Below are 25,711 nucleotides of genomic sequence, written 5' to 3' on the forward strand. Positions count from 1 at the left end.
ACCCGGGACCAGCACGATCACGGGGCCGTGGCGCAATTGGTAGCGCACCTGCTTTGCAAGCAGGGGGTTAGGGGTTCGAGTCCCCTCGGCTCCACTGGATGAAGAAGGCCCTCCACCTGTTTGCGGTGGAGGGCCTTCTGCTTGTTTGTTGCATGACCCTTGCCGGTCAGCCGCCCCTGTGCCAACCTGCGAGGTGGAGGCGATCGCATGAGCTCGTTGGCTCCGGGGGCGTTGATCGACGGCAGTGCCGTCGAGGAGCTGCAAGCCATGTTCCACGGCGAGCTCATCCGCCCCGGCGATGCGAGCTATGACCACCACCGCAAGGTGTGGAACGGCTCGATCGACCGGCACCCAGGGCTGATTGCCCGTTGCACCGGGGTCGCCGATGTCCGCGCGGCTGTCGGTCTCGCCAAGGAGCGAGGGCTGCTGGTGGCGGTGCGCGGCGGAGGGCACAGCTTTCCGGGGTTGTCGGTGTGCGACGACGGCCTGCTGATCGACCTGGGCGCGATGAAGGGCATGCGGGTCGACCCGGAGAACCGAACCGTGCGGGCGCAGGCGGGCGTGCTGCTCGGTGAGCTCGATCGCGAGACGCAGGGATTCGGACTCGCGATGACCTCCGGCATCGTCACCCACACCGGCATGGCCGGCCTGACGCTCGGCGGTGGGATCGGCTGGATCATGCGCAAGTACGGCCTCACGATCGATCAGCTGCAGTCGGTGGACGTCGTCACCGCTGACGGGGAGGTGCTGACGGCCAGCGAGGACCAGAACGCCGACCTGTTCTGGGGCGTGAGGGGCGGCGGAGGAAACTTCGGCATCGTCACGGAGTTCGAGTTCCGGCTCAACGAGCTGGGACCGTACGTCGTGGCCGGCCCGGTGTTCTGGGCGATGGAGGACGCTGGCGAGGTGCTGCGCTTCCATCGCGACTGGGTGGCGGACTGCCCGGACGAGCTCATGACGATCGTCGTGCAACGCCGCGCTCCCGCACTTCCCACCGTGCCGCCGGAGCTGGTCGGCAAGCTCATCGTCGGGATCACCGCCTGCTATGCCGGACCGATCGAGGAGGGCGAGCGGGTCGTCCGTCCGCTCAAGGAGTTCGGGTCGCCGGTGCTCGACCTGTGCATGCCCAAGCCCTACCTGGCGCACCAGCAGATGTTCGACCCGTCCTTCAAGCACGGGTGGTCGTACTACGTCAGGTCCTGTGACGTGGCCGAGCTCAGCGACGACGTCATCGACGTCATGGTCGAGCACGGCCAGCGCATCACCTCACCGATCTCGAGCATCGCCCTGTGGCAGATGGGTGGGGCGGTGGCGCGGATCGGCGACGACGCGACCGCGTTCAACGGTCGGCAGGCCGGCTTCACGTTCAACATCAACGGCAACAGCATGACCCCCGATGGGTTCGACGCCGAGCGCGAATGGGCGCGCGACTACTGGGCGGCGCTCGAACCGTTCCACACGAGCGTCTACGTCAATTTCCTGATGGAGGAGGGCGAGGAGCGGGTCCGCAAGGCGTACGGCGCAGAGAAGTACGACCGGCTCAAGGCGCTCAAGCGTACGTACGACCCGACCAACCTCTTCCGGCTCAACCAGAACATCAAGCCCGACTGAGGACGCGTACGGTCGAGGGCTAGTGTCGGGCGGGTCACGCCATACGAGGGAGCCCGCATGCCGCAGACCGTACGAGGAGTGATCGCGCGCGCCAAGGGTGCGCCGGTCACCGTCGAGAACATCGTCATCCCCGACCCTGGACCTGGCGAGGCCGTGGTCGACATCTCGGCGTGCGGGGTCTGTCACACGGACCTGCACTACCGCGAGGGCGGCATCAACGACGAGTTCCCCTTCCTGCTCGGCCACGAGGCCGCCGGTGTCGTCGAGTCGGTGGGTGAGGGCGTCACGGACGTGGCACCGGGCGACTTCGTCGTGCTCAACTGGCGCGCGGTGTGCGGGCAGTGCCGAGCGTGCCTGCGCGGCCGCCCCTGGTACTGCTTCAACACGCACAACGCCACTCAGAAGATGACCCTGGAGGACGGCACCGAGCTGTCGCCCGCGCTGGGCATCGGCGCGTTTGTCGACAAGACGCTGGTCGCCGCCGGGCAGTGCACCAAGGTCGATCCCTCCGCCTCGCCCGCGGCGGTCGGGCTGCTGGGCTGCGGGGTGATGGCCGGCCTGGGTGCAGCGATCAACACCGGCAACGTGCAGCGCGGAGACTCCGTCGCGGTGATCGGTTGCGGTGGTGTCGGCAGCGCAGCGATCGCAGGAGCCCGACTGGCCAACGCCGGGACGATCATTGCGATCGACATCGACGACCGCAAGCTGGAGTGGGCTCGCGGGATGGGCGCGACGCATACGGTCAACGCCTCGGACGGCGACGTGGTCGAGGCCGTGCAAGCCCTGACAGGCGGCTTCGGCGCCGATGTCGTGATCGACGCGGTCGGTCGTCCCGAGACGTGGAAGCAGGCCTTCTATGCCCGCGACCTCGCCGGAACCGTCGTGCTGGTCGGCGTGCCGACTCCCGACATGCAGCTGGAGATCCCGCTGCTGGACGTGTTCGGCCGCGGCGGTTCGCTCAAGTCGTCCTGGTACGGCGACTGCCTGCCGAGCCGCGACTTCCCGATGCTCGTCGACCTCTACCTGCAGGGGCGGTTGGACCTCGACGCCTTCGTCACCGAGACGATCGGGATCGACGACGTGGAGGCGGCGTTCGCGAAGATGCACGAGGGCGGCGTCCTGCGATCCGTGGTGGAGCTGTGACCGAGCGCCAGCTGGGGGCACCCCCACGAGCTCTGCGAGTAGGGGGCGGGAACCAACAAGACTGGGTCGCAGCGCCGTCTGCGTACCGTGCTCTTCCCACGCAGGCGGAGCTGCGATGACCGCCAGAATCGACAAGGTGGTCACGTCCGGGCAGTTCGCGCTGGATGGTGGCAGCTGGGACGTCGACAACAACGTCTGGTTGATCGGCGACGACGCCGAGGTCATGGTGATCGACGCGGCTCACGACGCCGACGCGATCCTGGACGCCATCGACGGGCGCTCGGTCCTGGCGATCATCCTGACGCACGGGCACAACGATCACATCAATGCTGCCGTCGATCTCGGCCGCGAGACCGGTGCCGACGTGTGGTTCCCTCCGGCGGACCGGATGTTGTGGGACGCCGAGCACGGGACCCCTCCGGATCGGGAGCTGCTGGCGGGGGCGACGTTCACCGTCGCCGGCACGACACTCCGCGCCGTGCCCACCCCGGGACATTCGCCGGGCAGCACGTGCTTGTACGTCGAACAGCTCGGCGCGGTCTTCACGGGCGACACACTGTTCGCCGGTGGTCCAGGAGCGACCGGCCGCTCGTACTCGGACTTCGACACGATCATCGACTCGATTCGTGCCCGGCTCCTGACGCTGCCGGACGAGACCGTCGTGCACACGGGCCACGGCGATGACACCACGATCGGCGCCGAGGCGCCACACCTTGACGAGTGGGTCGCGCGGGGCAGCTGAGTTGCCGAAGGGCGTCAGCCCAGTCGACGCCACAGCACGAGCACGGCGACCGCGGCCACGCCGATCAGCGCAACCATGCCTGCGCGCCGTTTGCCGGCCTCGGCCTTCGCGGCGAGCGCGTCGACGGTCTCGCTCAGATGCTCCCTCGTGTCCTCGATGTCGTGCTCGATCGCGCTCATGAGGCGGCCCCGTGGCGGGCGGCCGCGACATCGGCCTTGACGCTCTCGACCCGTTCACGCGGAGCCTCCGGGACCCGGCTGACCCTCGTCTTGCCGACCAGGGCCGCGATCCCGGCGAGGACGAACAGCACCGCACCGACGATCAGGGCGGCCAACCACGCATCCAGCGCCTCGGCGACGCCCAGAATGGCGGCCGCGACGAGCGCACCGAGACCGTACAGGGCCAGTGTGCCGGCGGTCCCGAACAGGCCGGCGCCGACGCCGAGCCGCTTGCCGCTCGTGGCGATGTCCTGCTTCGCCAGCGCGATCTCGTCGCGGACAAGGGTCGAGATGTCGGCCGTGGCTTGAGCGATCAGCTCACCGGTCGACGCCTCCGACGTCGGCGTACGGGGTTCGGTCATGACATCCCCTGTCGGTGGGCGTCCGCGATGGGGGATTCACCCGGCACCGGCGGTGGCCCGATCACCTCGTCTCCCGGGCGGTAGTTGTCGGACGTGGGATCGGAGTCGTGCCCCTTGACCTTCTCCGTGATCTTGGTCTTGGCCTCACCCGCGACGTCGGCGACCTTGGCGCCGACCTTGCTCCCGACACCGGACCCGGCGTGCTTGGCCTGGGCCTGGACGTCGTCGACGGCGCTCTTGACCGTGGGGTTGTTCCAGGCCTTGTTGGCCTGGCGCTTGATCTGTTCATAACGCTCACGTCCGGCGCGGGCGCCGAGGACGTAGCCGGCGGCGCCGACCATGAGCACTGACAACTTCTTCACATTGACCACTCCTTCAGGGCGGGCTTACCCCGTTGGGGAGTGGTCACACGTCGCGGGTCGGCGGTCCTGAACCCATCGCCCAGCGGATCCCTTCGGTGATCACCATGCCGCTCGTACGCACGGCAGTCGCCTCGACGAGCGGAAGGTAGGGCAGGCGCAGCGGCCAGCGGGTCCAGCGCGGCATCATGCCCACCGCAGCCGCCGACAGGAGTCCGTACGGGGCGCGCAGCGTGAGCGGCACCGGCGGGTGGATGAGGATGAAGCGCGCCGCCCGCCGCGCGGCTGCGGTCCCTTCGAGGTCGGGCCGGTAGTCGGCCAGTACCTGTTCCAGCTCGGCGACCGTCTCCGGGACGTCGACCGCACCGAGCGCCCGGGCGATGTATGCGGTCTGGGCGACATAGGCATCCCGTCCGGCAGCGTCGAGAGGCTTGGCACCGTAGCGGTCGTGCGCCCGGAGGAAGCTGTCGATCTCGGCGACGTGCACCCAGCGGATGAGGTGCGGATCGGAGGCCGCGTACGTTCGACTGTCCGGCGCTATCCCGCGTACTCGATCGTGCACGGCACGGACGATCTCCACCGCGCGATCGGCATCCTCGATCGTCCCGAACGTCGTCTCGGCGAGGAACGTGCTGGTGCGTTGCAGACGGCCCCACGGGTCGCCACGAAAGCCGGAGTGCGCGTCGACGGCGGCCATGGCGAGTGGATGCATCGACTGCAGCAGGAGCGCCCGGATCCCGCCGACGAACATCGACGCGTCGGAATGCACGCGGCAGATGGCTGCATCCGGCGCGAACCGCCGCGGACCCTCGGACAGGTGGATCCGGTCGCGTCGCGTCGGACCCTCGTCACCGGCGACGCGGGAGAAGATCGCCTCACCCACCTGCCGGCGTACGAGCTCGAGCGGGTTCATGGCTCGACCGTACGCCGGACAGCGTGAAGCGGCCCGTCAGGAGATGTCGGTCAGCAGGTGGCCACGCGCCTCGCGGCGACGGCGCTGCTCGTCCGGATCCGGTACGGGCACCGCGGCGATGAGCCGCTTGGTGTAGTCCTCCTGCGGGTTGCCGAGCACCTGATCGCGCGGCCCGATCTCGACGAGCTTGCCGTTCTGCATGACCGCGACGCGGTTGGCGAGGGTGTCGACGACGGCGAGGTCGTGGCTGATGAACAGGCACGCGAACTGCAGTCGCTGCTGGAGCTCGGTGAACAGCTCGAGCACACGAGCCTGCACCGAAACGTCGAGCGCCGAGGTCGGCTCGTCAGCGATCAGGAGATCGGGATCGAGTGCCAGCGCCCGGGCGAGGCTGACGCGTTGGCGCTGGCCACCCGACAGCTCGTGCGGGAACCGTCCGACGTACGACCCACCCAGCTCGACGCTGTCGAGCAGCGCTCGCACCTTGGCGTCGATCTCGGACTGCTTCATCTCGGTCTGCACGTGCAGCGGCTCGGCGACGCACTGGCCGATCGACATGCGCGGGTTGAGCGACGACGCCGGGTCCTGGAACACGAAGCCGAAGCGGGACCGCAACGGCCGCAGCTGGCGGTCCGAGAGTCCGGAGACCTGGTTGCCCGAGACGTGGATCGTGCCGCTCGTGGGCTGTTGGAGACCCACGGTCGTACGCCCGACAGTCGACTTGCCCGAGCCGGACTCGCCGACCAGGCCCAACACCTCTCCCTTGCGGATCTCGAGCGAGACGTCGTCGACCGCGCGGAACGGCGGCTGGCCGAACCCGCCGGGGAACTCGACGACCAGGTTGTCGACCTTGAGCACCAGCTCGTTCTCGTCGACGAGGCCCGGGCCGTTCTCGCGCCCGAGGTGAGGGACGGCGTCGAGGAGCGCGCGGGTGTAGGGATGCCTGGGCGCTGCGAAGAGCTGGCCGGCGGGCGCCTGCTCGACGATGTTGCCGCGATACATCACGACGACGCGGTCGGCCATGTCGGCGACAACGCCCATGTTGTGGGTGATCAGGACGATCGCGGTGCCGAGCCGGTCACGCAGCGACAGGAGCAGCTCGAGGATCGCGGCCTGGACCGTGACGTCGAGGGCGGTCGTGGGCTCGTCGGCGATGATGACGTCCGGATCGCAGGCGATCGCCATCGCGATGACGACTCGCTGCTTCTGCCCGCCCGAGAGCTGGTGCGGGTAGTAGTCGACCCGGTGCTCAGGATCGGGCATGCCGACCAGCTCGAGCAGCTCCACGGCGCGCTTGCGGGCATCCTTCTTGGAGATCTCCTTGTGCGCCTGGATGCCCTCGATGATCTGCCAGCCGACGGTGTAGACCGGGTTGAGCGCGGTGGACGGCTCCTGGAACACCATCGACACCTGGTCGCCGCGGATCGGCTGCATGTCGCTGGTGGACATGCCGAGCAGCTCTCGGTCGCCCAGGCGTGCCGACCCGGTGACCGCCGCGGTCGACGGCAGCAGGCCGAGCACGGCCCGGGAGCTGACCGACTTGCCCGATCCGGACTCGCCGACGACGGCGACGACCTCGCCGGGTGCCACGTCGAAGCTGATGCCGTTGACGGCGTGGATCCGCCCTGCGTCGGTCCGGAATGTCACCGCCAGGTCCGAGAGCGACAGGGCGGCGACGCGTTTCTCGGTCGCATCCGCGACGCGAGTCTCGACCGACGGTTCGATGTCGCCGGTCAGCTCCTCGAACTCCTGCGTGATCTCCTTCTCGTCCGCCGACGTCGTCTCGGCGCCGCGGGTGCGCAGCAACGGGTTTAGGATGTCGTTGAGGCTCTCGCCGACCAGCGTCACGCCGAGCACGACCAGGACGATCGCGGTGCCCGGGAACACGCTGGTCCACCAGATGCCGTTGGAGGCGTCGGGCAGCGCCTTGTTGAGGTCGAAGCCCCACTCGGCGGCGGCCGACGGCTCGATGCCGAAGCCCAGGAAGCCCAGACCGGCCAGCGTCAGGATCGCCTCGGACGCGTTGAGCGTGCCGATGACCGGAAGGTTCTGGGCGACGTTGGAGAAGATGTGCCGACCGAGGATGCGCGGCGTGCGGACGCCGACAACCCGGGCCGAGTCGACGTACGGTTCCACCTTGACCGCGAGCGTCGCGCTGCGGATCACGCGGTAGTACTGCGGCACGAACACCACGGTGATCGAGATGGCAGCCGCGAGGATCCCCCCGAGGGCACCGCTGGAACCACCCGTGAGGACGATCGAGACGACGATCGCCAGCAGCAGGGACGGGAAGGCGTACAGCGCGTCCATGATCAGCACGAGGACGCGGTCGAGCCAGCCACCGAGGTATCCGGAGAGCAGTCCGAGCGGTACGCCGATCAGGCTCGACAGCACGACCGCGAGGATGATGACCTCGAGCGCGGTGCGGGTGCCGTAGATGACGCGGGACAAGACGTCGGTGCCGCCGACGGTCGTACCGAACCAGTGGTCCGCCGAAGGGGCCTGCTGGGTGCCGAAGAGGACTCCACCGGACCGGTCGTCGTTGAACCCGTACGGCGCGAGCTGTGGGGCGAAGATCGCGATGAGGATGAAGGCCGCGATGATCGCGAAGCCCAGGAGCAGCATGAAGCGCTGCAAGCCGTGGGACTGGCGGACGACAGCGGGAACGGCTTTCGAGAAGCTCAAGCGGCGGGTAGGCATCAGAACCTCACTCGGGGGTCGACGAAGGCGACGATCGCATCGATCAGGAGGCTCGCGACGCAGACGATCACGGCGATCGCGGTCACAATGCCCTGGACCGCGAGGAAGTCGCGCGCCTTGAGGTACTGCGTCAGCTCGTAGCCGATGCCCTTCCACTCGAACGTCGTCTCGGTCAGCACCGCGCCGGCCAGCAGCAGCGCGACCTGCATGCCCATGACCGTGACGACCGGGACCAGGGCGTTGCGGAAGGCGTGCTTGCGTACGACCCTCCGCTCGGAGACTCCGCGGGCTCTGGCGGCCGTGACGTAGTCCATCCGCAGCGTCTGCAGGAGGTTGATGCGTACGAGGCGCAGGAACACACCGCCGGTGAGCAGGCCCAGCGCGATGGCGGGCAGGACGGCATACTGCAGGACCTCGAGGATGATGCCGGGATCGCCCCAGAGGAGTGCGTCGACGATCATGATGTTGGTGTGCGGCTCGACGTTGTCGAGGATCAGCTCGGTCTGTGTCGAGGAGCGGCCCGATGAGGGCCAGCCGAAGGGCGTGAACGCGAGCTTGAGCAGCAAGCCGACGAAGAACACCGGCGCCGCGTAGACGAGGATCGCGAACAGGCGCAGGAGGACGTCCGGCAGTCGGTCGCGATAGCGCGCTGCGAGGCGGCCGAGCGGGATGCCGACGGTGAAGGCCACCAGCAGCGCCCAGAACGACAGCTCGAGAGTCGCGGCGCCGTACTCGATCAGGATCTCCGAGATGGGCCGATGGTCGGTCAGCGTCGTGCCGAAGTCACCGTGGAGCAGGCCCGTGAGGTACTCCCAGTACTGGGTCAGCATCGGCCGGTCGAGGCCGGCGGCGTGCTTGCGTTCAGCGATCTGCTCGGCATTGAGCCGGCCGCCCTGGGCTGCCGTCACGGGATCGCCGATGACGCGCATCAGCAGGAACACCATGGTGACGAGCACCCACAGCATGGGGATGATGAGGGCGACGCGCACCAGCATGTAGCGAGCCAAGGGGCTGAGCGGACCTCGCCGCCTCTTGGACGGTGGTTCGGTGGGAGTCGGCTCGAGCGGCGCGAGGACTTCGGCGGTCATGAGTTCCTCCGGTTGTGCGGTGGTTGAGGTGCGGAGCGAAGCGTGGGGGTCCCCCCACGAGCTCTGCGAGTAGGGGGCCTCGAAACCACATGCTTCGTGGTGGTTTCGAGACGCCTCGTACTTCGGCTCCTCAACCACCGGTTCTGACCAACATACGTAAGGGGCGGGTCCGATGGACCCGCCCCTGAGCCGTGATTACTTCGACAGCGACGTGAAACGGAACTTGAACGCGGGGTCGAGAGTCTCCTCGACACCCTTCACATCTTCACCGGCAACGGCGACCTGCGCACCCGTGAGCAGCGGAAGGATCGGCACCTGGGCGGCGACCAGGTCCTGGATCTGCTTCAGCGTGGCCACGCGCGAGTCCTTGTCGGCGTCGGTCGCCTCGCTCTTGAGCAACTTCGTCATCTCGGGGACTGGGTTGTCCTTGTCCGAGAAGTTGTAGTGCGACTGCAGGAAGTTGTTCGGCGCGAAGAACGGCGTCACGTAGTTGTCGGCGTCGGGGAAGTCCGGGAACCAGCCGAGCTGGAACATCGGGTAGGCATCCTTGACGCGCTCCTCGGAGTACGTGACGTACTCCGTGGACTGCAGGTCGACCTTGAACAGGCCGCTCTCCTCGAGCTGCCGCTTGACCATGTTGTACTCCTCGGTCGACGAGGAGCCGTAGTGGTCGGTGTTGTACTGCAGCTTGAGCGTGACCGGAGTCTTGACGCCGGCGTCGTCGAGGAACTTCTGGGCCTTGGCCTTGTCGGGCTTCTCGCCGTACGTGTCCTTGAACGGCTCGGTCGCGCCGACCTGTCCCTGCGGAACGGCCGAGTAGGCGGGCGTGTAGGTGCCCTTGTAGACCTGCGTCGAGAGCTCGTCGCGGTCGATCGAGGACGCCATCGCCTGGCGGATAGCGAGCTTCTGCTCATCGTTGTCGCCCGGCATCGTCTTCATGTTGAACACGATGTAGCGCAGCTCGCCGCCGGCACCCTTGTGGACCTTGACGCCCTTGGCCTTGCCGAGGCTGTCGATGTCGGTCGGGGTAAGCGAGCGCCACGCGACGTCGATCTTGTCGTTCTGGACGTCGAGCTTCATGTTGTTGGAGTCGGCGTACGTCTTGAGCGTGATCGTCTTGGCCTTCGGCTTGTTGTACGCGCCGTTGTAGTCGGGGTTGGCCTTGAACTCCGCGATCTGGGCCTTGGTGTACTTGCCGATCGTGTACGGACCCGAGAAGCCCTGAGCCTTGACCGCGGCGTCGTCGTCCAGGACCTTGTCAGCCGGGTAGGTCTCCTCGTCGACGATCGGTCCGGCGGAGGTGACGAGCACCTGGCCGAACGTCTGGTCGTTGGGCGAATTGAGGGTGAAGACGACGGTCTTGTCGTCCTTGGCCTCGACCGACTTCATGTTGCCCAGCAGCGAGGCCGGGCCGTTGGGGTCGTTGATCTTGACGATGCGGTTGAACGAGAACGCGACGTCGGACGCGGTCAGGGCGTTGCCGTTCGCGAACTTCAGTCCGTCCTTGATCGTGCAGACGTACTCGGTCGGCTGCTCGAAGTCGCACTTCGACGCGGCATCCGGAGTCAGCGTGGTGCTGCCGGCCGGGAAGTTCAGGAGGTACTGGTAGACCTGCGTCTGAACCGTCAGCGAGCCGTTGTCGTACGAGCCGGCTGGGTCGATCGAGACGACCTTGTCGGTCGTGCCGACGACGAGCCCCGAGCCCGCGTCCTTGTTGTCGTCATCCTTGCTTTGTCCACACGCTGCCAGCGCGATGCCGGCCAGTGCGGTGACCGCGATGATCGCGGTTCCCCGACGGAACTTCATGGTGCTCTCCTACGAGTTCGAGCCGCAACGCGTGGCCGCGGCGGGATTGTCCACATGATGGACTGAGCCGTTCCGCACGCTACACGCGCTCACGGCGGCTGTGCCTGCCAGCGAGATTGCAGTTTGGTTACTGAATCCGGCAGGGCGGCGAGCTCGTCGGTCGCGGCCACAAGGACAGAGCAGGACCCAGGCTGCCGTTTGGGAGTTGCACCAGGTGCTCGCGCGCCGAGTGCGGAGGGTTTTGGGAGGGAACTGGGAGTCCTCCGCCTCGACTTCGCGGGAGAGAGATCCTGCGGCGCCGGGGTCCGGCTCTGTACGGACAAGACTTCCGCAGATGGTCCTCACGGATTAGGGACCAAAGTCCCTAACGCGTTCGGCGAAGGTGGTCTCATCTCGCTCGAAATGACTAGTCCATCATGGTTCTTCCGACTGAATCCGTACACAAGACAGGCGGTCTCGTACGGAACACCCCGGTTTTCCGGGCATTTCGTGGCGGGCCCAAGGTCCTCACAGGTACGCTCCCGACGGGAGGGAACCCATGAGCGCAGCACGTACTGCCGTCACGACTGAACGTCTCGGGGGACTGCTCGACGCCGTCGTGGCGCTGTCGTCCGACCTGTCGCTGGAGAGTCTGCTCGAGCGCATCGTGCGGCAGGCATGCCTCCTCGTCGATGCGAAGTACGGAGCCCTCGGCGTCCTCGGGCTCCACGGTGACCGGCGGCTCACCCGGTTCGTGACGCATGGGTTCTCTGACGCCGAGATCGCCGCTGTCGGCGAGCTGCCGCGTGGCCACGGGATCCTGGGCCACATCATCGATCACCCGCAACCGCTGCGGCTGGAGAACCTCGGACGCCATCCGGCGACCTTCGGGTTCCCGTCCGACCATCCCGCGATGGACACGTTCCTCGGTGTCCCCATCCGCATCCACGACCGCATCTTCGGCAACCTCTATCTCACCGAGAAGCAGTCACCGGGAGGCTTCACCCGCGAGGACGAGGAGGTCGCCGTCGCGCTGGCCTCCGCCGTCGGCGTCGTGATCGAGAACGCCCGCCTCTATGACGAGGCCGAGCGTCAGCGCCGCTGGCTCGAAGCGGCCGCGGAGATCACGACGGCCCTCCTGGGCCCCATCTCCCGAGACACTGCCCTGCAGCTCGTGACCGACCGCGCCCGCGACGTCGCGGACGCCGACTTCGTTGCCCTGTTGATGCCGGCCGAGGCCGATGTCCTCGAGATCCGCGCGGTCTCCGGGACGGCCGTTCACGAGTTGATCGGCGAGACGGTCGGAGCCTTCGAGAGCCTGGCCGGCGAGGTCGCCCGTACGCAGGTCACGGCCGTCGTGCCCAACACCGCCCTGGAGCCGCGGTACTCACCGGCGACTACACCGCTGTGGCCCGACCTGGGCTCCGTGCTGATCCTGCCGCTGCGCAGTGGTGACGTGACAGGCGCGCTGACGGTGGGGTGGCATGAAGTGCTGAAGACCGACCGGTGGGAGCTCGACCCCGAGCTCCCGCAGCGCTTCGCCGACCAGCTGGCGCTGGTGCTCCAGGTGGCACAGGCGCAGGAGGACCAGGCCCGGCTCGCTGTGTTCGAGGACCGCGACCGCATCGGACGCGACCTGCACGACGTGGTGATCCAGCGACTCTTCGCGATCGGGCTGATGCTCGACAACACGATGCGCCTGATCCAGTCACCCGGCGCGGCGTCACGGCTCTCGTCAGCGATCGACGAGATCGACGCCACGATCAAGGACATCCGCCGGACCATCTTTGCGCTGGGCACCGACGCCGAAGCGGCAGACATCAAGGGCAGCGTGGAACGGATCCTGGGCCACGCGGCCCTGACCTTGGGCTTCTCGCCGGTCCTGGAGGCGCGCGGTCCGGTCGACAGTGCCGTTCCCGACGAGGCGCGTGAGCACCTGCTCGCGGTCCTCAACGAGGCGCTCTCCAACATCGTGCGGCACGCCTCCGCAAGCAGGGTCGAGGTGGTGCTCGACGTCACGGACGACATCCGGCTCCAGGTGCGAGACGACGGCACAGGTCTTGGCGACCGGGAGCCCGGTAGCGGTCTCACCAACATGCGGGCCCGGGCCCAGTTGCTGGGTGGCCACTTCGCCGTGAGTGACCGTGCCGGCGGAGGCCTGGAGCTGACCTGGGCCGTACCGAGGGAGCATCCATGACACGGGTGTTCCTCCTCGACGACCACGAGATCGTCCGGCGCGGCCTCAAGGACCTCCTCGAGCACGAGGCCGACATCACGGTCGTGGGCGAGGCCGGATCGGCGGCCGAGGCCCTCGCCCGCATACCCGCCAGCGGCCCGGACGTGGCGGTGCTCGACGCCCGCCTGCCCGACGGTTCGGGCATCGACGTGTGCCGCAGCATCCGCTCGTCGGACCCGTCGATCGCGGTCATCATCCTCACGTCGTACGACGACGACGAAGCCTTGTTCGCCGCCATCATGGCCGGTGCCGCGGGATATGTGCTCAAGCAGGTGCGCGGCCACGACCTCGTCGAGGCCGTACGCCGGGTTGCCACCGGCCAGTCACTGCTGGACCCGGTCGTGACGCAGCGCGTGCTGACCCGCATCCGCGAGGGCGATCCGCAGGCCAGCCCCCTCGAGCGGCTCACGGCTCAGGAGAGCCGGCTCCTGGAGCTCATCGGCGAAGGGCTCACGAATCGCCAGATCGCCGCCGAGATGTTCCTTGCCGAGAAGACGGTCAAGAACTACGTCTCGCAGCTCCTGGCCAAGCTGGGACTCCAGCGCCGGACCCAGGCCGCCGTGCTCGCCGCCCGTCATCCCACGGGGCAGGCGAAACGGCATCGGCGGCCGGATACTCTTGGGCCATGAGCCACAACCAGCATCTCTCCGAGTTCGACCCTGACATCGCCGCGCTCCTCGACGCCGAGCTGCACCGTCAGCAGTCGACGCTCGAGATGATCGCGTCGGAGAACTTTGCCCCCGTCGCCTCGCTCGAGGCCCAGGGCAGCGTCCTGACCAACAAGTACGCCGAGGGCTATCCCGGCAAGCGCTACTACGGTGGCTGCGAGTTCGTCGACCAGGTCGAGACGATTGCGATCGACCGGCTCAAGCAGCTGTTCGACGCAGGCTATGCCAACGTCCAGCCACACTCCGGCGCGACCGCCAACGCCGCCGCGCTGCACGCGATCGCCACAGTCGGCGACACGATCCTCGGGCTCGACCTGGCCAATGGTGGGCACCTGACCCACGGCATGAAGCTCAACTTCTCCGGCCGCCTCTACAACGTGGTGCCCTATCACGTCGTGCCGGAGACCGGCCTGGTCGACATGGACGAGGTCCGCGCGTTGGCGCAGGAGCACCGGCCGACCGTCATCATCGCGGGCTGGTCGGCATACCCCCGCCAGCTCGACTTCGCGCTGTTCCGCGAGATCGCCGACGAGGTCGGCGCCAAGCTCTGGGTCGACATGGCGCACTTCGCCGGCCTGGTCGCTGTTGGCCTGCACCCCAGCCCTCTGCCGCACGCGCACATCGTCACGACGACGACGCACAAGACCCTCGGCGGCCCGCGCGGTGGCGCGATCCTGACGAACGACGAGGAGATCGCCAAGAAGATGCGCTCCGCGGTGTTCCCCGGTCAGCAGGGCGGCCCGCTCGAGCACGTCATCGCCGCCAAGGCTGTCGCGTTCAAGATGGCCCTCGAGCCGGAGTTCAAGGAGCGCCAGGAACGTACGATCGAGGGCGCCAAGATCCTCGCCGAGCGCCTGATGTCCGCTGACACCCGTGCTGCCGGAGTCAATGTCCTCACCGGCGGCACCGACGTGCACCTCGTGCTGGTCGACCTCCGCGAGTCCGAGCTCGACGGTCAGCAAGCCGAGGACCGGCTCCACGAGGTCGGCATCACGGTCAACCGCAACGCCGTGCCCAACGACCCGCGTCCCCCGATGGTGACCTCCGGCCTGCGCATCGGCACGCCGGCGCTGGCCACGCGCGGTTTCGGCGCCGATGAGTTCACCGAGGTCGCCGACATCATCGCCGCGGCACTGCTGCCCGGCGACGTCGACATCGAGGGACTGCGCAAGCGGGTGACCGTGCTGGCCGAGCGCTTCCCGCTCTACCCGGACGTCGCGCCCTTCTCGAAGTGACCCTCGGAACGGCGAGGCTCTGGCTCCGGCCGGGCCTCGTCGGTCTGCACGTCTTTGCCGTCGTCGCGGTCGCGTTCTGCATCTTCATGGGGCTGTGGCAGCTCGGGGTCTATGACTCGCGCCAGGAGCACGAGCAGGCCGACAAGCGGGAGGTTCCGCGCGTCGCGCTGTCCGGGCTGTGGGGCTCCGACCAGCCGTTCGACGCCACGCTCAACCACCGTCCCGTGACGGTTCAGGGCACGTTCGCCCCGGCATCGGAGCAGGTGTGGGTGACGGGCAAGCAGCAGGACGGGCGCACCGGCGCCTGGTTGGTCGCTCCTTTGCTCGTCGACGGTGACGCGCTCCTGGTCGTACGCGGGTGGGCGCCGAAGGTGACCGACTTCCCGCCGGTGCCGGCCGGCGAGGTCACGATCGACGCGGTGCTCGAGGCCGGCGAGGCCGGCGGCGCGGCGTACGACCCGGATCGCCGCGAGATCGGCTCGGTCCGCATCCCGGCGCTGACCAATGAGCTGCCGTACGACCTCTACTCCGGGTTCGCGGTCAGCACCAGCGCGTCGGCGTCCGGCGGCCTCGATCTCGTGCCGCCCCCGGAGCCCGGCGAAGTGTCGTGGACCGTGGGCCTGCGCAACCTGGCGTACGCCGTGCAGTGGTGGGTGTTCGGCGCGTTCGCGGTGTTCATGTGGTGGCGGATGTCGACCGAGAGCGTGGCCGCTTCGAGGCCGAAGGTAGCCTGACGCCGTGAAAGCCGCACTGCTCCGTTATCGCGTCATGGCCAACATCGTCGGCGTCCTGCTGATCATCCTGATCCTGATCGGGGTGCCGCTGAAGTACCTGGCGTCCGAAGGCTCCGGGGCACAGGACCTCGGCGAGAACATTACGACCTACCTCGGCATCGCGCACGGGTGGCTCTACATGATCTTCCTCGTCATGGCCGCGATCCTCGCCCGCAAGGCGCGCTGGACCATCCCGTTCGCGATCACGACATTGCTTGCCGGCACCGTCCCGATCCTCAGCTTCTGGGCCGAGCACCGTGCGACGAAGGCCGTGAAGGCCGAATACGTTGACGCCGCCTAGCGGCCGGTGAAGGTTGCCTTGCCGGGGCCGTCACGGAGGAATGACTCCATACCGTCCTGCAGGTCCTGGGTCTCGAACAGCTCGGCGGCGATCGCCGTCACCTCGGCGTTGGCCCTCGGGACCCCGCCGGCCTCGAAGTGCCGCAGCACCTCCTTGGCAGCGCCGAACGCCTGCGTCGGACCCGTCGCGAGATGCGCGACGAACGCCAGCACGGCATCGTCGAAGCCCTCGACGGGCAGCACGCGATTGACCACGTTCCAGCGCTCCAGTGTGGCGGCGTCGTAGAGGTCGCCGGTGAACACGAACTCCTTGGCCCGTCCCACGCCCGCGCGTGCGGCGAGCCGCTGAGTGCCACCCATCGTCGGGGTCAGCCCGATGACGCGCTCGACCAGGCCGAACTTCGCCTTCTCGGACGCCAGGATGATGTCGCACGCGACCGCGACCTCGAAGGCCCAGGTCAGGGTCAGCGCGTGGGCGGCGAAGATCGTCGGGAACGGCAGCGCGTCGACGCGGTTCGGGAGCTCGATCATCCGGTCGTACAGCTGCTTGGTGTCGGCCTTGGTCTTGCGCGCGTGGAACTGCGACACATCGACCCCACCGGAGACGATCTTGCCCTCGGCCCGGATCAGCAGCGCGCGCGGCGGCGACGCCTCGACCTGGTCGAGCGCGCGGTCGAAGTCGTCGTGCAGCTCGAGTGAGTAGAGGTTGACCGGCGGCGCACTGAACGTGACGATCGCGATGCCGTCGTCGGTACGTTCGACCGTGACCGGCATCAGCGCGGGTCTGCCTCGTTGGGGTCGTACGAACCGCCCTTGTCGGCGACCGCGTTGCGGACCGCGACGGCTGCGCCGGCGATCAACGCGAACAGGAAGAACTTCCGGACGGGATGTCTCTTTTCCGACTTCGACATGCGGGTCACGATAGCCGCCGAACAGGCGGCGATCCCACCCGACCGGGGGCGGAGCCGTCTTGGCATCCCATGAAAAGATGGGCGGCAGCAACCGAAAGGAATCCCCTGTGGCCTCGCAGCTCATCGCGACCTTCACGACCAACCACGGCGCCATCGTCGTGGAGCTCTTCCCCAACCACGCTCCCAAGACCGTCGACAACTTCGTCGGCCTCGCCGAGGGCACCAAGGACTGGATCGACCCGGCCACCGGCCAGATCTCGAACAAGCCGTTCTACGACGGCCTCGGGTTCCACCGCATCATCCCCAACTTCATGCTCCAGGGCGGCGACCCGCTCGGCACCGGCACCGGCGGTCCCGGCTATGAGTTCGAGGACGAGTTCCACCCGGACCTGCAGTTCAACAAGCCCTACCGGCTGGCGATGGCCAACGCCGGACCCGGCACCAACGGCTCGCAGTTCTTCATCACCCTCGTGCCGACCGACTGGCTCAACCGCAAGCACACGATCTTCGGCGAGGTCGTCGACGCTGACAGCAAGGCCGTTGTCGACGCGATCGGCGCGACGGCGACGGACGGCTTCGACCGGCCGATCGAGCCCGTCGTCATCGAGAAGCTGACGATCGAGCGACGCGAGGCGTGAACCTCCCGGCTTCGGACTATCGCTGCTACCGACATCCTGACCGCGAGGCCTACATCTCGTGCCAGCGCTGTGAGCGGCTGATCTGTCCGGAGTGCATGAACGACGCGTCGGTCGGGTTCCAGTGCCCGTCGTGCATCGCCGAGGGGGCCAAGTCCGTCCGGTCTCCTCGTACGATCGCCGGCGGCACGGTCTCGGCCGACGTGGGCCTGGTGTCGATGGTGCTCATCGGCATCAACGTTGTCGCGTTCCTGCTGACGCTGGCGACCGGCGGCAACGACGGGGGTCTGTTCCAGCACGGGGCGATGCTCGCGCAGTCCCGGCCCAACATCAGCGGCGAGCTGCTGACGGGTGTGGCCGACGGAGCGTACTGGCGGCTGCTGACCTCGGCCTTCCTGCACGAGGGCCTGCTGCACATCGCGTTCAACATGTACGCGCTCTATCTCTTCGGCCCCTTCGTCGAGAAGGCGCTCGGCCGCGGCCGGTTCATCGTGGCGTACCTGACGATGGCGGTCGGGGCCTCGGTGTTCGTCTACTGGCTGTCGGAGCCATACGTGCTGACGATCGGCGCGTCCGGCGCGATCTCCGGGCTGTTCGGCATGGCGCTGATCTTCCTGCTCAAGGCGAAGCAGGACGTGTCGACCCTGCTGGTCCTGCTGGCGATCAATGCGTTCCTCAGCACTCAGGGCAACATCAGCTGGCAGGGACACCTCGGCGGCTTCATCGTCGGGTGCATCCTCGGAGCGGTCTTCGCGTACGCCCCTCGCGACCGCCGCACCCTGGTGCAGGCGGTGGTGCTCGCAGCGACGTGGATCGGCATCGTGGTGGCGATCGTCCTACGGACGAGCCAACTCACCGGTTAGTCCACAGATGTGAATGACACCGGTGTGATTATCAACAGCTGTGCACACAGGTGTGGATAACTACAACGGTGTAACTCACTCCCACTTCATGGCGAAGCCGAAGGCCGCCACGATGAAGCCCATGCCGACGACGAGGTTCCAGCTGCCGAGGTCGTCGTACCACTGGAGGAACGACGGGTAGTCGATCGTCTGGTTGCTCAAGGTGTAGAACACGACGATCCAGATGAGTCCGATCACGCCCGAGGTGACCATCGCCGGTCCCGCCCAGCGGTTGCCGATCTTCTGGGGTTTGGGTGCCTTGGGGGCCTTGTCTTTCGCCACGACGTCTCCGGATGGTTGCTGCGGGCTGAACCGCATCGATAGGTGCTCTCGGATAGCCTAGGCCATCGAGCGAGGAGGACTTCGGCATGGCAAAGGCGGGGACGCATGCACGCCAACGCTGGCCACTCGCGGTCCTGATGATCTTCGCGATCACCGGATTTCTCTTCGTCGCTGCGTCGGTCACTGCGGGGGGCGATGACCTTCGGCCGGCGGGCGGCGACACGGCATCGCTGGCCCAGGAGCGGGACCACCGGATCGATGAACGCCGCGAGGACGCCCGGCACCTGCGCGACGACATCGACGAGCTGTCTGCGAGTGTCAAGGGCGCCAACCTCAAGAAGCTCCGCGCCCGTGCCAAGGCGCTCGAGCAGCCGACCGGGCTCACCGCGCTCGAGGGTCCGGGCCTTCGAGTGACGCTCACGGACGCCCCATCGGCGCTCGGCCTCTCCGAAGACGTCGATCCCAGACTCCTGGTGCACCAGCAGGACATCCAGGCGTTCGTCAATGCCCTGTGGGCAGGCGGTGCCGAAGCCGTGACGCTGCAAGGTCAGCGGCTCATCTCGACAACCGGCATCAAGTGCGTCGGCGCGACCGTCGTGCTGGACGGCGTGCCCTACTTCCCGCCCTACGTCATCGAGGCGATCGGTAGCTCCGCCGCCATGAACGCCGCCATCAACACCTCGGCCGCCACGACCACGTACGCGCAGTACGCCCGTGACCCGGACTACCAGCTCGGCCTCGACATCGAGACCATCGACAACGTCAAGGCCGAGGCCTACGCCGGGCCGGTCAGCCTGCGCTACGCCAAGGCAACGGGCTAGCCGCCCTCGCCCTCGGTCCCGAGCACACCGGCGCCGTCAGTCCCGCCGTCGCCTGGATCAGTGTCGGCACCGGGGTTGGCCGAGACGGTGAGCTCGATCGTCGTTCCCGGCGCCACCTTCTCGTTGGGAGCGATGTTCTGGGCGGTCACCGTGCCGTCGGGTGATGGAGCCGCGGCATCGTCCTTGGTCGTGACCTTGAGCCCGAGGTCCTCCAGCGTCTTGGTGGCGTCCTCGATGTTCTGGTTGACGACGTTGGGGACCACGACCTGGCCCTTTGACACGAAGAGTGTGACCTTGGCACCGACGTCGACCTGCTCGCCGACGAGCGGCGTGCTGTTGATGACGACGCCACGATCGGCGGTGTTGTCGACATACTCGCGTTCGACCTTGAACTTGCCCTCGCCGTTCTCGAGCTGGTCCTTGGCGATCTTGAACTGGAGCTGGCGGACGTCAGGCATCGTGACCTGCTCGGGACCTTCGCTGACGATCAACGTGACGGTGCTGCCCTCGTCGGCGTCGTCGCCTGCCGGCGGGTCGGTCTCGATCACGAGCCCTTCCTCGACATCGCTGCTGGCCTGCTTCTCGGTCTTGGAGCTGACCACGAACTTCGCGTTCTCGAGCGCCCGCGTGGCGGTCTCGACGCTCCTGCCGCTGACATCCGGGACCGCGACCTGGGTGGGTGCGTCGGGGGACTCGGTGGCCTTGAAGATCGCGAACGCGATGCCGGCGAGCAGCAGCACGGCGATGAGGCCGATGATCCACCACTTCGCCCGGCTCTCGGGCTCCTCGTCTTCCTCGTCCGGATCAGGTTCGGCTCGGCGCGCACCGCCGGAAACCGGCAGGACGGGCGCGGCCGGCGCGATCGCCGTGCCGCCGCCCACGATCGCGGTGGCTGCGGCCGGTGCTTCGACGACCTGGCCGGCGAGCACCCGATCGATGTCCTTACGCATGTCGGCCGCGCTCTGGTAGCGGTCCTCCACGCGCTTGGCGAGCGACTTGGCGACGATGTTGTCGATCGCGGCGCTCACGTCAGGGTTGAGCTGCGACGGAGGCCGGGCCTCCTCGCGTACGTGCTGGTACGCCACCGAGACCGGGCTGTCGCCGACGAACGGCGGTCGACCAGTCAGGAGCTCGTAGAGCAGGCAGCCGGTGGAGTAGATGTCGCTGCGGGCGTCAACGGTCTCGCCGCGTGCCTGCTCCGGCGAGAGGTACTGGGCCGTGCCGATGACCGCTGCGGTCTGCGTCATCGCCGACGAGGTGTCGGCGATCGCGCGGGCGATGCCGAAGTCCATGACCTTGACCTGGCCGGACGGCGTCAGCATCACGTTGGCCGGCTTGATGTCGCGGTGGATGATGCCGGAGCGGTGGCTGTAGTCGAGCGCGCTCAGCACGTCCGCCGTGATCGACAGCGCGCGCTCGGGCAGGATCTTGCGGCCGTTCTCGGCACCTCGCAGGATGTCGCGGAGCGTCTGGCCCTCGACGTACTCCATGACGATGTAGGGCACGTGGCTGCCGTGCTTGTCGATCGACTCACCGGTGTCGTAGACCGCGACGATCGACGGGTGGTTGAGCGCGGCCGACGACTGGGCCTCACGGCGGAAGCGGGCCTGGAACGTGTCGTCCGCGGCGAGGTCGCCGCGGAGCTGCTTGACGGCGACCGTGCGGCCGAGGCGCAGGTCACGGCCGACACGGACGTCTGCCATGCCGCCTCGTCCGAGCAGACCGCCGAGCTCATAGCGGCCGCCCAGGCGGATGGTCTCGTCGCCGGATTCGGTCATGGTGTCAGTCTCCCAAAGGGTGATGTGAGGTAGGTGCGCTGCATAGACGGGACCAATAGGCACACCGTCGCCAAGCTTGCTTGTGGACTCACGAAGTTCGTACTCACTTTCCGAGCACCGCCTCCATGACGGACCTCGCGATGGGGCCCGCCAGGCGGCCGCCCGCGATCTCGTCGCGCGCGGTGTCGCTCGACTCGACCAGCACCGCTACGGCGACCTTGGGGTCGTCCTCGGGTGCGAACGACACGAACCAGGCGTACGGGGGGCGGTCGGGCGTCGACTGGGCGGTGCCGGTCTTGGCGCCGACGTCGACTCCGGAGATCCGGGCCGAGGTCGCGGTGCCACGGGTGACGGTGCTGACCATCATCTCGCGCAGCTTCCTGGCGTTGGAGCTGCTCATGGCCTGGCTGAAACGCTCCGGATTGGCCTGGTCAAGGACCCGGAGGTTGGGCGATCGCACGGTCTTGACGATGTAGGGCTTCATGACGTCGCCGCCGTTGGCGATGCCCGCAGCGACCATCGCCATCTGCAAGGGTGTCGTCGCGACCTCGTACTGGCCGATGCCGGACTGGGCGAGCTGCGGGGCCTCGAGCTTGTTGTCGCCGACTGTGAACCGGCTGGCGTCGCCGGCGAGGCCGTCGAGCGGGTCCGTGCCGAAGCCGAACTTCTTTGCCTGAGCGGCGAGCTTCTCCTGGCCGATCTTGCCGGCCAGGGCTCCGAACGCGACGTTGCACGAGACGTTGAGCGCCTGCTCGAACGTGATGCGGTCGCCGCCGCAGTTGCCGCCGTTCTCGTTGGGCAGCGAGTACTGGATGCCCGGGAACGTCAGCCGAGCGCCGGCCTTGATCCTGTCGTCGATGTTGTCGACGACCCCGTTCTCAAGGGCGGCCGCGGCCGTGACGAGCTTGAATGTCGACCCGGGCGGCAGCGTCTGCTGCGTCGTCCGGTTGAGCATCGGCTTGTCCTCGTCGGCGTTCAGGGCGTTCCAGGACTTCTGGACCGCGGCGAAGTCGTGGCTGGCCAACCGGTTGGGGTTGTACGACGGCTGGCTGACCATGGCCAGCACCGCACCGGTCTTGGGGTCGAGCGCGACGACGGCGCCCTTGGTGTTCTTGCCGAGCCGCTCGAGCCCTTCGGCCGCGGCCTTCTGGGCGAGCGGGTCGATCGTGAGCTCGACGCTGCCGCCCTTGGGCTGCTTGTTGGACACGAGGTCGACGACGCGGTTGACGAACAGCCGGTTGTCGCTGCCGGAAAGGACGCCGTTCTCGGAGTTCTCGAGACCGCCGCGCCCGAAGACGTACGAGAAGTAGCCCGTGACGGGTGCGTAGAGGCCGCCGTCGGGATAGCGCCGCTGGAACTTGTACTCGTCCTTGGACTTCACGCTCTCGGCCACGGGATCGCCGTCGACGAGGATCGCGCCGCGATCGCGGGAGAACTCCTCGTTGATGACGCGCTTGTTGCCGTTCTTGGCGTTGAGATCGTCAGCCTCGACGAACTGGACGTAGTTGATGTTGAGCAGCAGTGCAGCGAACAGCACGAGACACGCGATGGCGATGTTGCGGATCGGCCGGTTCATGACAGCTTCACCACCTGGGTCTCCTCGTCGCTCGCGAACGTGGAGATCTCGGGGGCCGGGCGGCGGGTCTGGTCGCTGATGCGCAGGAGCAGGCCGATGATCGCCCAGTTCATGACGACCGACGAGCCACCTTGCGCCATGAACGGGGTCGTCAGGCCGGTCAGTGGGATGAGTCGGGTGACGCCACCGACGACGACGAAGACCTGCAGCGCGAAGGAGAACGCGAGGCCCGCGGCGAGCAGCTTGCCGAACGCGTCACGGCAGGTCAGCGAGATGCGCAGGCCGCGCTCCACGATGAGGCCGTAGATCACGATGATCGCCATGAGCCCGGTCAGCCCGAGCTCCTCGCCCATCGACGCGGCGATGAAGTCCGAGAAGGAGTACGGGGTCAGCTGCGGACTGCCCTGTCCGAGTCCTTGGCCGAGGATGCCTCCGTGCGCGAGCCCGAACAGGCCGTTGATGATCTGTCCGTTGGCGTCGGGGTCGGCGAACGGGTCGTGCCAGGCGTCGAAGCGTACGCGCACGTGGCCGAACGCGAGGTAGCCGAAGTAGGCGCCGGCCCCGAACAGCAGGGCACCGACGACGAGCCAGCCGGGGCGCTCGGTGGCGACGTAGAGCATCACGACGAACAAGCCGAAGAACAGCAGCGACGAGCCGAGGTCGCGCTGGAACACCAGGATCGCGACGCTGATGAGCCAGCCCGCGAGAATCGGCCCGAGGTCGCGGCCGCGCGGCAGGTCGATGCCCATGATGCGGCGGCCGGCGAGCGCAAGGGCGTCACGCTTGACGACGAGATAGCCCGCGAAGAAGATCGCGAGGCAGACCTTGGCCGCCTCGCCGGGCTGGAAGCTGAACGGCCCGAAGTTGACCCAGATGCGGGCGCCGTTGATCGTACGTCCGAAGTGCGGCAGCAGCGGCAGGATCAGCAGGCCGATGGCGGCGAGGCCGAACGTGTAGGTCAGGGTCTGCAGCCGGCGGTGGTCGCGGACCAGCATGAGGATCGCGGCGAACGCGGCGATGCCGATCGCGGTCCATACGAGCTGGGAGTTGGCGAACGCCGCGCGCTGGGAGTCGATCTGCTGGCGGCCGAGGTCGAGCCGGTAGATCATCGCCAGGCCGAGGCCGTTGAGCGCGATGACCAGCGGCAGCAGCACGGGGTCGGCGTAGGGCGCCACACGACGCACGATCAGGTGCGTCGCGATCGCGACGACGATCAACGCGCCCCCGAGCTTGTAGGTGTCGGCGGGGATCGTGCCCTCGACCCCGAGCCCGACCGACGCATAGGCGGCGATGCCGATGAAGACCGCGAGAACGGTCAGGAAGAACTCGGCTCCTCGCCGTTTGCGAGGAACCCATGCGGGTGTGGTCATCGCTGCCATGCCGCGTTGGACGCCGTCGACTTGGTGGTCTTGGTGGGCGTCGGCTTGCTGGAGGGTGTCGGGGTCGGCGTGGGCGTGGGCTGGACCGCGAGCTGGTCGAGCTCCGCGACGGTCTTCTCGGCGTCGGCCTTGCTCGACGCCTCGATGCCGGCCTCGACCTGCTGGCGGCGGAACGCAGGGAGCGTGGCGAGCTCGACGTCGGTCACCTGCTCGACGTGCTGGAGCGTGATGCCGGGGATGTCGGCCTGGACGCCCTTGAAGATTGCGACCTTGCCGTCCTGGGCCGCCACGAAGTACTGCTTCTGCGACCAGCTGTAGGCCCACGCGCTGCCGGCCCCGACGATCAGGGCGACGAGCACGAGCACCGCAGCCCAGCGCACCCAACGCATGCGGCTCGGCGGTCGCGGCGCGTAGCGGAGCTCCTCGGGGTCGTACTCGGAGGACGATGCCGTGGTGGCGGTGTCGCTGCCGCTCGTGCCCTCGCCCGTACGCGGCCGGGCCTGGCCGGCGGCCGCTCCCACGAGCTGCGGCTGGCCGTCGGATGACGACAGGCGGTCGTCGGGCTCGGTGCCGGCCTCGACGAACTCGCCGATGACGACCGTGACGTTGTCGTAGCCGCCGGCCTCCAGCGCTAGACGTACGAGCTCGGTCGCGGCCATGTCGATCGTCTCGGACATGAGCGCGCCGCGGATGACCTCGTCGGTCACCATGTCGGTGAGCCCGTCGCTGCACAGGAGGTAACGGTCGCCGAGCATCGGCTGGACCCAGCTGAGGTCGGCGCCGTTGTCGTCGCGTCCGAGCATGGCTCGCAGGATGAGCGAACGGTGCGGGTGGACCCGAGCCTCAGCCGGCGAGATGCGGCCCTCGTCGATGAGGCTCTGGACGAACGTGTGGTCCTTGCTGATCTGGGTCAGCTCGCCGCCCCGCAGGCGGTAGACGCGGGAATCGCCGATGTGGGCGAAGGCGAACTTCTGGCCGTCCCACAGCAGGGCATCGAGCGTCGTGCCCATGCCTTCGACGGCGGGATCATCGGTGATGAGCTGGCCCAGCCTGGTGTTGGCCTTGGTGACCGCCTGCTCGAGGGCTGCCATCGCGTCAGGCTCGACGTTGTCGCTGTCGAGCTCGCGGATGATGTGCATGACCTCGGACGAGGCCAGGTCGCCAGCCGCGGCGCCGCCCATGCCGTCGGCGATCACCAGCAGGCGGGGGCTCGCATAACCGGAGTCCTGGTTGGCGGATCGGCGCAGACCGGTGTCGGTGTGCGCGACGTAGCGAAAGGTCAGGGCGGTCATGG

General features: G+C 67.9%; 25 protein-coding genes and 1 tRNA gene. 12 read left to right on the plus strand and 14 right to left on the minus strand.

All coding sequences use genetic code 11. The features are described from left to right. The first annotated feature begins 21 nt into the window (after nt 1-21). From AC1DVU_RS04765 to AC1DVU_RS04780, 4 genes are all read left to right on the plus strand, one after another. Nucleotides 22-94 (plus strand) — tRNA-Ala (locus AC1DVU_RS04765). A 113-nt stretch (nt 95-207) separates the two neighbouring features. Then, nucleotides 208-1,611: an FAD-binding oxidoreductase gene (locus AC1DVU_RS04770; RefSeq protein WP_476921274.1), complete on the plus strand. Its 1,404-nt coding sequence runs from the start codon at nt 208-210 to the stop codon at nt 1,609-1,611. A gap of 57 nt (nt 1,612-1,668) precedes the next feature. Beyond that, nucleotides 1,669-2,754, plus strand: a complete 1,086-nt coding sequence (locus tag AC1DVU_RS04775) for an S-(hydroxymethyl)mycothiol dehydrogenase (RefSeq protein WP_476921275.1) — start codon at nt 1,669-1,671, stop codon at nt 2,752-2,754. A 115-nt stretch (nt 2,755-2,869) separates the two neighbouring features. Continuing rightward, nucleotides 2,870-3,496, plus strand: a complete 627-nt coding sequence (locus tag AC1DVU_RS04780; protein WP_476921276.1) for an MBL fold metallo-hydrolase — start codon at nt 2,870-2,872, stop codon at nt 3,494-3,496. A gap of 14 nt (nt 3,497-3,510) precedes the next feature. Here the strand turns inward: AC1DVU_RS04780 and AC1DVU_RS04785 are convergent, their stop codons facing one another. The 7 genes from AC1DVU_RS04785 to AC1DVU_RS04815 all read right to left on the minus strand — a co-directional run bounded on the left by AC1DVU_RS04785 (nt 3,511) and on the right by AC1DVU_RS04815 (nt 10,942). Further along, entirely contained in the window at nt 3,511-3,675 is a 165-nt protein-coding gene (locus tag AC1DVU_RS04785) for a DUF3618 domain-containing protein (protein ID WP_476921277.1), read from the minus strand. After that, nucleotides 3,672-4,076: a phage holin family protein gene (locus tag AC1DVU_RS04790; RefSeq protein ID WP_476921278.1), complete on the minus strand. Its 405-nt coding sequence runs from the start codon at nt 4,074-4,076 to the stop codon at nt 3,672-3,674. The genes AC1DVU_RS04785 and AC1DVU_RS04790 overlap by 4 nt, the downstream gene beginning before the upstream one ends. After that, nucleotides 4,073-4,438 (minus strand): hypothetical protein, encoded by a 366-nt coding sequence (locus tag AC1DVU_RS04795; protein ID WP_476921279.1) that lies wholly within the window; start codon nt 4,436-4,438, stop codon nt 4,073-4,075. Before AC1DVU_RS04795 ends, AC1DVU_RS04790 begins: the two co-directional genes overlap by 4 nt. Nucleotides 4,439-4,481: 43 nt before the next feature. Next, the gene (locus tag AC1DVU_RS04800; RefSeq protein WP_476921280.1) at nt 4,482-5,348 is read right to left on the minus strand and encodes an oxygenase MpaB family protein; all 867 of its coding nucleotides are present in this window, start codon (nt 5,346-5,348) and stop codon (nt 4,482-4,484) included. Between the two features lie 36 nt (nt 5,349-5,384). Beyond that, the gene (locus tag AC1DVU_RS04805; protein ID WP_476921281.1) at nt 5,385-8,048 is read right to left on the minus strand and encodes a dipeptide ABC transporter ATP-binding protein; all 2,664 of its coding nucleotides are present in this window, start codon (nt 8,046-8,048) and stop codon (nt 5,385-5,387) included. Continuing rightward, nucleotides 8,048-9,136: an ABC transporter permease gene (locus AC1DVU_RS04810; RefSeq protein ID WP_476921282.1), complete on the minus strand. Its 1,089-nt coding sequence runs from the start codon at nt 9,134-9,136 to the stop codon at nt 8,048-8,050. Before AC1DVU_RS04810 ends, AC1DVU_RS04805 begins: the two co-directional genes overlap by 1 nt. Before the next feature lie 195 nt (nt 9,137-9,331). After that, nucleotides 9,332-10,942 carry an ABC transporter substrate-binding protein gene (locus AC1DVU_RS04815; RefSeq protein ID WP_476921283.1) on the minus strand — a complete coding sequence of 537 codons (1,611 nt, stop codon included), beginning with the start codon at nt 10,940-10,942 and terminating at the stop codon, nt 9,332-9,334. Nucleotides 10,943-11,480: 538 nt separating this feature from the next. Between AC1DVU_RS04815 and AC1DVU_RS04820 the strand changes: the two genes are divergently transcribed. The 5 genes from AC1DVU_RS04820 to AC1DVU_RS04840 are packed head-to-tail and all read left to right on the plus strand — an operon-like array spanning nt 11,481 to nt 16,134. Beyond that, nucleotides 11,481-13,118 carry a GAF domain-containing sensor histidine kinase gene (locus tag AC1DVU_RS04820; RefSeq protein ID WP_476921284.1) on the plus strand — a complete coding sequence of 546 codons (1,638 nt, stop codon included), beginning with the start codon at nt 11,481-11,483 and terminating at the stop codon, nt 13,116-13,118. Continuing rightward, nucleotides 13,115-13,786, plus strand: a complete 672-nt coding sequence (locus AC1DVU_RS04825; RefSeq protein ID WP_476921285.1) for a response regulator — start codon at nt 13,115-13,117, stop codon at nt 13,784-13,786. Before AC1DVU_RS04820 ends, AC1DVU_RS04825 begins: the two co-directional genes overlap by 4 nt. Beyond that, nucleotides 13,783-15,060 (plus strand): serine hydroxymethyltransferase, encoded by a 1,278-nt coding sequence (glyA, locus tag AC1DVU_RS04830; protein WP_476921286.1) that lies wholly within the window; start codon nt 13,783-13,785, stop codon nt 15,058-15,060. The genes AC1DVU_RS04825 and glyA overlap by 4 nt, the downstream gene beginning before the upstream one ends. Beyond that, on the plus strand, nt 15,057-15,794 hold the full coding sequence (locus tag AC1DVU_RS04835) for an SURF1 family protein (protein WP_476921287.1): 738 nt from the start codon (nt 15,057-15,059) through the stop codon (nt 15,792-15,794). The genes glyA and AC1DVU_RS04835 overlap by 4 nt, the downstream gene beginning before the upstream one ends. Before the next feature lie 4 nt (nt 15,795-15,798). Beyond that, on the plus strand, nt 15,799-16,134 hold the full coding sequence (locus AC1DVU_RS04840) for a DUF3817 domain-containing protein (protein WP_476921288.1): 336 nt from the start codon (nt 15,799-15,801) through the stop codon (nt 16,132-16,134). On the opposite strand, the gene AC1DVU_RS04845 is transcribed toward AC1DVU_RS04840, so the two are convergent. Beyond that, on the minus strand, nt 16,131-16,907 hold the full coding sequence (locus AC1DVU_RS04845; RefSeq protein ID WP_476921289.1) for an enoyl-CoA hydratase/isomerase family protein: 777 nt from the start codon (nt 16,905-16,907) through the stop codon (nt 16,131-16,133). The two genes, AC1DVU_RS04840 and AC1DVU_RS04845, sit on opposite strands and share 4 nt — an antisense overlap. After that, nucleotides 16,907-17,044: a hypothetical protein gene (locus AC1DVU_RS04850; protein ID WP_476921290.1), complete on the minus strand. Its 138-nt coding sequence runs from the start codon at nt 17,042-17,044 to the stop codon at nt 16,907-16,909. Before AC1DVU_RS04850 ends, AC1DVU_RS04845 begins: the two co-directional genes overlap by 1 nt. Before the next feature lie 107 nt (nt 17,045-17,151). Between AC1DVU_RS04850 and AC1DVU_RS04855 the strand changes: the two genes are divergently transcribed. Together AC1DVU_RS04855 and AC1DVU_RS04860 are read left to right on the plus strand one after the other, a co-directional pair. Continuing rightward, on the plus strand, nt 17,152-17,682 hold the full coding sequence (locus tag AC1DVU_RS04855) for a peptidylprolyl isomerase (RefSeq protein ID WP_476921291.1): 531 nt from the start codon (nt 17,152-17,154) through the stop codon (nt 17,680-17,682). A 95-nt stretch (nt 17,683-17,777) separates the two neighbouring features. After that, nucleotides 17,778-18,542 carry a rhomboid family intramembrane serine protease gene (locus AC1DVU_RS04860; protein ID WP_476921292.1) on the plus strand — a complete coding sequence of 255 codons (765 nt, stop codon included), beginning with the start codon at nt 17,778-17,780 and terminating at the stop codon, nt 18,540-18,542. Between the two features lie 75 nt (nt 18,543-18,617). On the opposite strand, the gene AC1DVU_RS04865 is transcribed toward AC1DVU_RS04860, so the two are convergent. Then, entirely contained in the window at nt 18,618-18,863 is a 246-nt protein-coding gene (locus tag AC1DVU_RS04865) for a cell division protein CrgA (protein WP_476921293.1), read from the minus strand. Between the two features lie 86 nt (nt 18,864-18,949). On the opposite strand from AC1DVU_RS04865, the gene AC1DVU_RS04870 reads away from it, so the two are divergent. After that, a complete protein-coding gene (locus AC1DVU_RS04870) occupies nt 18,950-19,684 on the plus strand; it encodes a DUF881 domain-containing protein (protein WP_476921294.1) in 735 nt (244 codons plus the stop codon). Here the strand turns inward: AC1DVU_RS04870 and pknB are convergent. The 4 genes from pknB to AC1DVU_RS04890 all read right to left on the minus strand — a co-directional run bounded on the left by pknB (nt 19,681) and on the right by AC1DVU_RS04890 (nt 25,709). Continuing rightward, complete coding sequence (pknB, locus tag AC1DVU_RS04875; protein WP_476921295.1) at nt 19,681-21,462, minus strand: Stk1 family PASTA domain-containing Ser/Thr kinase; 1,782 nt, start codon at nt 21,460-21,462, stop codon at nt 19,681-19,683. The genes AC1DVU_RS04870 and pknB overlap by 4 nt on opposite strands. A 103-nt stretch (nt 21,463-21,565) precedes the next feature. Further along, complete coding sequence (locus AC1DVU_RS04880) at nt 21,566-23,038, minus strand: peptidoglycan D,D-transpeptidase FtsI family protein (RefSeq protein ID WP_476921296.1); 1,473 nt, start codon at nt 23,036-23,038, stop codon at nt 21,566-21,568. Then, the gene (locus tag AC1DVU_RS04885) at nt 23,035-24,408 is read right to left on the minus strand and encodes an FtsW/RodA/SpoVE family cell cycle protein (protein WP_476921297.1); all 1,374 of its coding nucleotides are present in this window, start codon (nt 24,406-24,408) and stop codon (nt 23,035-23,037) included. The genes AC1DVU_RS04880 and AC1DVU_RS04885 overlap by 4 nt, the downstream gene beginning before the upstream one ends. Then, nucleotides 24,405-25,709: a PP2C family protein-serine/threonine phosphatase gene (locus AC1DVU_RS04890; RefSeq protein WP_476921298.1), complete on the minus strand. Its 1,305-nt coding sequence runs from the start codon at nt 25,707-25,709 to the stop codon at nt 24,405-24,407. The genes AC1DVU_RS04885 and AC1DVU_RS04890 overlap by 4 nt, the downstream gene beginning before the upstream one ends. Between the last annotated feature and the right edge of the window lie 2 nt (nt 25,710-25,711).

It is taken from the genome of Aeromicrobium sp. P2_G6 (assembly GCF_056403535.1).

What these genes read in the sequence shown, in the direction of transcription:
- AC1DVU_RS04785 (WP_476921277.1), bottom strand. Translation starts at nt 3,675, where the DNA reads ATGAGCGCGATCGAGCACGACATCGAGGACACGAGGGAGCATCTGAGC.
- AC1DVU_RS04820 (WP_476921284.1), top strand. Translation starts at nt 11,481, where the DNA reads ATGAGCGCAGCACGTACTGCCGTCACGACTGAACGTCTCGGGGGACTG.
- AC1DVU_RS04810 (WP_476921282.1), bottom strand. Translation starts at nt 9,136, where the DNA reads ATGACCGCCGAAGTCCTCGCGCCGCTCGAGCCGACTCCCACCGAACCA.
- AC1DVU_RS04815 (WP_476921283.1), bottom strand. Translation starts at nt 10,942, where the DNA reads ATGAAGTTCCGTCGGGGAACCGCGATCATCGCGGTCACCGCACTGGCC.
- AC1DVU_RS04870 (WP_476921294.1), top strand. Translation starts at nt 18,950, where the DNA reads ATGGCAAAGGCGGGGACGCATGCACGCCAACGCTGGCCACTCGCGGTC.
- AC1DVU_RS04880 (WP_476921296.1), bottom strand. Translation starts at nt 23,038, where the DNA reads ATGAACCGGCCGATCCGCAACATCGCCATCGCGTGTCTCGTGCTGTTC.
- AC1DVU_RS04770 (WP_476921274.1), top strand. Translation starts at nt 208, where the DNA reads ATGAGCTCGTTGGCTCCGGGGGCGTTGATCGACGGCAGTGCCGTCGAG.
- pknB (WP_476921295.1), bottom strand. Translation starts at nt 21,462, where the DNA reads ATGACCGAATCCGGCGACGAGACCATCCGCCTGGGCGGCCGCTATGAG.
- AC1DVU_RS04825 (WP_476921285.1), top strand. Translation starts at nt 13,115, where the DNA reads ATGACACGGGTGTTCCTCCTCGACGACCACGAGATCGTCCGGCGCGGC.
- AC1DVU_RS04845 (WP_476921289.1), bottom strand. Translation starts at nt 16,907, where the DNA reads ATGCCGGTCACGGTCGAACGTACCGACGACGGCATCGCGATCGTCACG.
- glyA (WP_476921286.1), top strand. Translation starts at nt 13,783, where the DNA reads ATGAGCCACAACCAGCATCTCTCCGAGTTCGACCCTGACATCGCCGCG.
- AC1DVU_RS04780 (WP_476921276.1), top strand. Translation starts at nt 2,870, where the DNA reads ATGACCGCCAGAATCGACAAGGTGGTCACGTCCGGGCAGTTCGCGCTG.
- AC1DVU_RS04860 (WP_476921292.1), top strand. Translation starts at nt 17,778, where the DNA reads ATGAACGACGCGTCGGTCGGGTTCCAGTGCCCGTCGTGCATCGCCGAG.
- AC1DVU_RS04800 (WP_476921280.1), bottom strand. Translation starts at nt 5,348, where the DNA reads ATGAACCCGCTCGAGCTCGTACGCCGGCAGGTGGGTGAGGCGATCTTC.
- AC1DVU_RS04775 (WP_476921275.1), top strand. Translation starts at nt 1,669, where the DNA reads ATGCCGCAGACCGTACGAGGAGTGATCGCGCGCGCCAAGGGTGCGCCG.
- AC1DVU_RS04850 (WP_476921290.1), bottom strand. Translation starts at nt 17,044, where the DNA reads ATGTCGAAGTCGGAAAAGAGACATCCCGTCCGGAAGTTCTTCCTGTTC.
- AC1DVU_RS04790 (WP_476921278.1), bottom strand. Translation starts at nt 4,076, where the DNA reads ATGACCGAACCCCGTACGCCGACGTCGGAGGCGTCGACCGGTGAGCTG.
- AC1DVU_RS04885 (WP_476921297.1), bottom strand. Translation starts at nt 24,408, where the DNA reads ATGACCACACCCGCATGGGTTCCTCGCAAACGGCGAGGAGCCGAGTTC.
- AC1DVU_RS04890 (WP_476921298.1), bottom strand. Translation starts at nt 25,709, where the DNA reads ATGACCGCCCTGACCTTTCGCTACGTCGCGCACACCGACACCGGTCTG.
- AC1DVU_RS04805 (WP_476921281.1), bottom strand. Translation starts at nt 8,048, where the DNA reads ATGCCTACCCGCCGCTTGAGCTTCTCGAAAGCCGTTCCCGCTGTCGTC.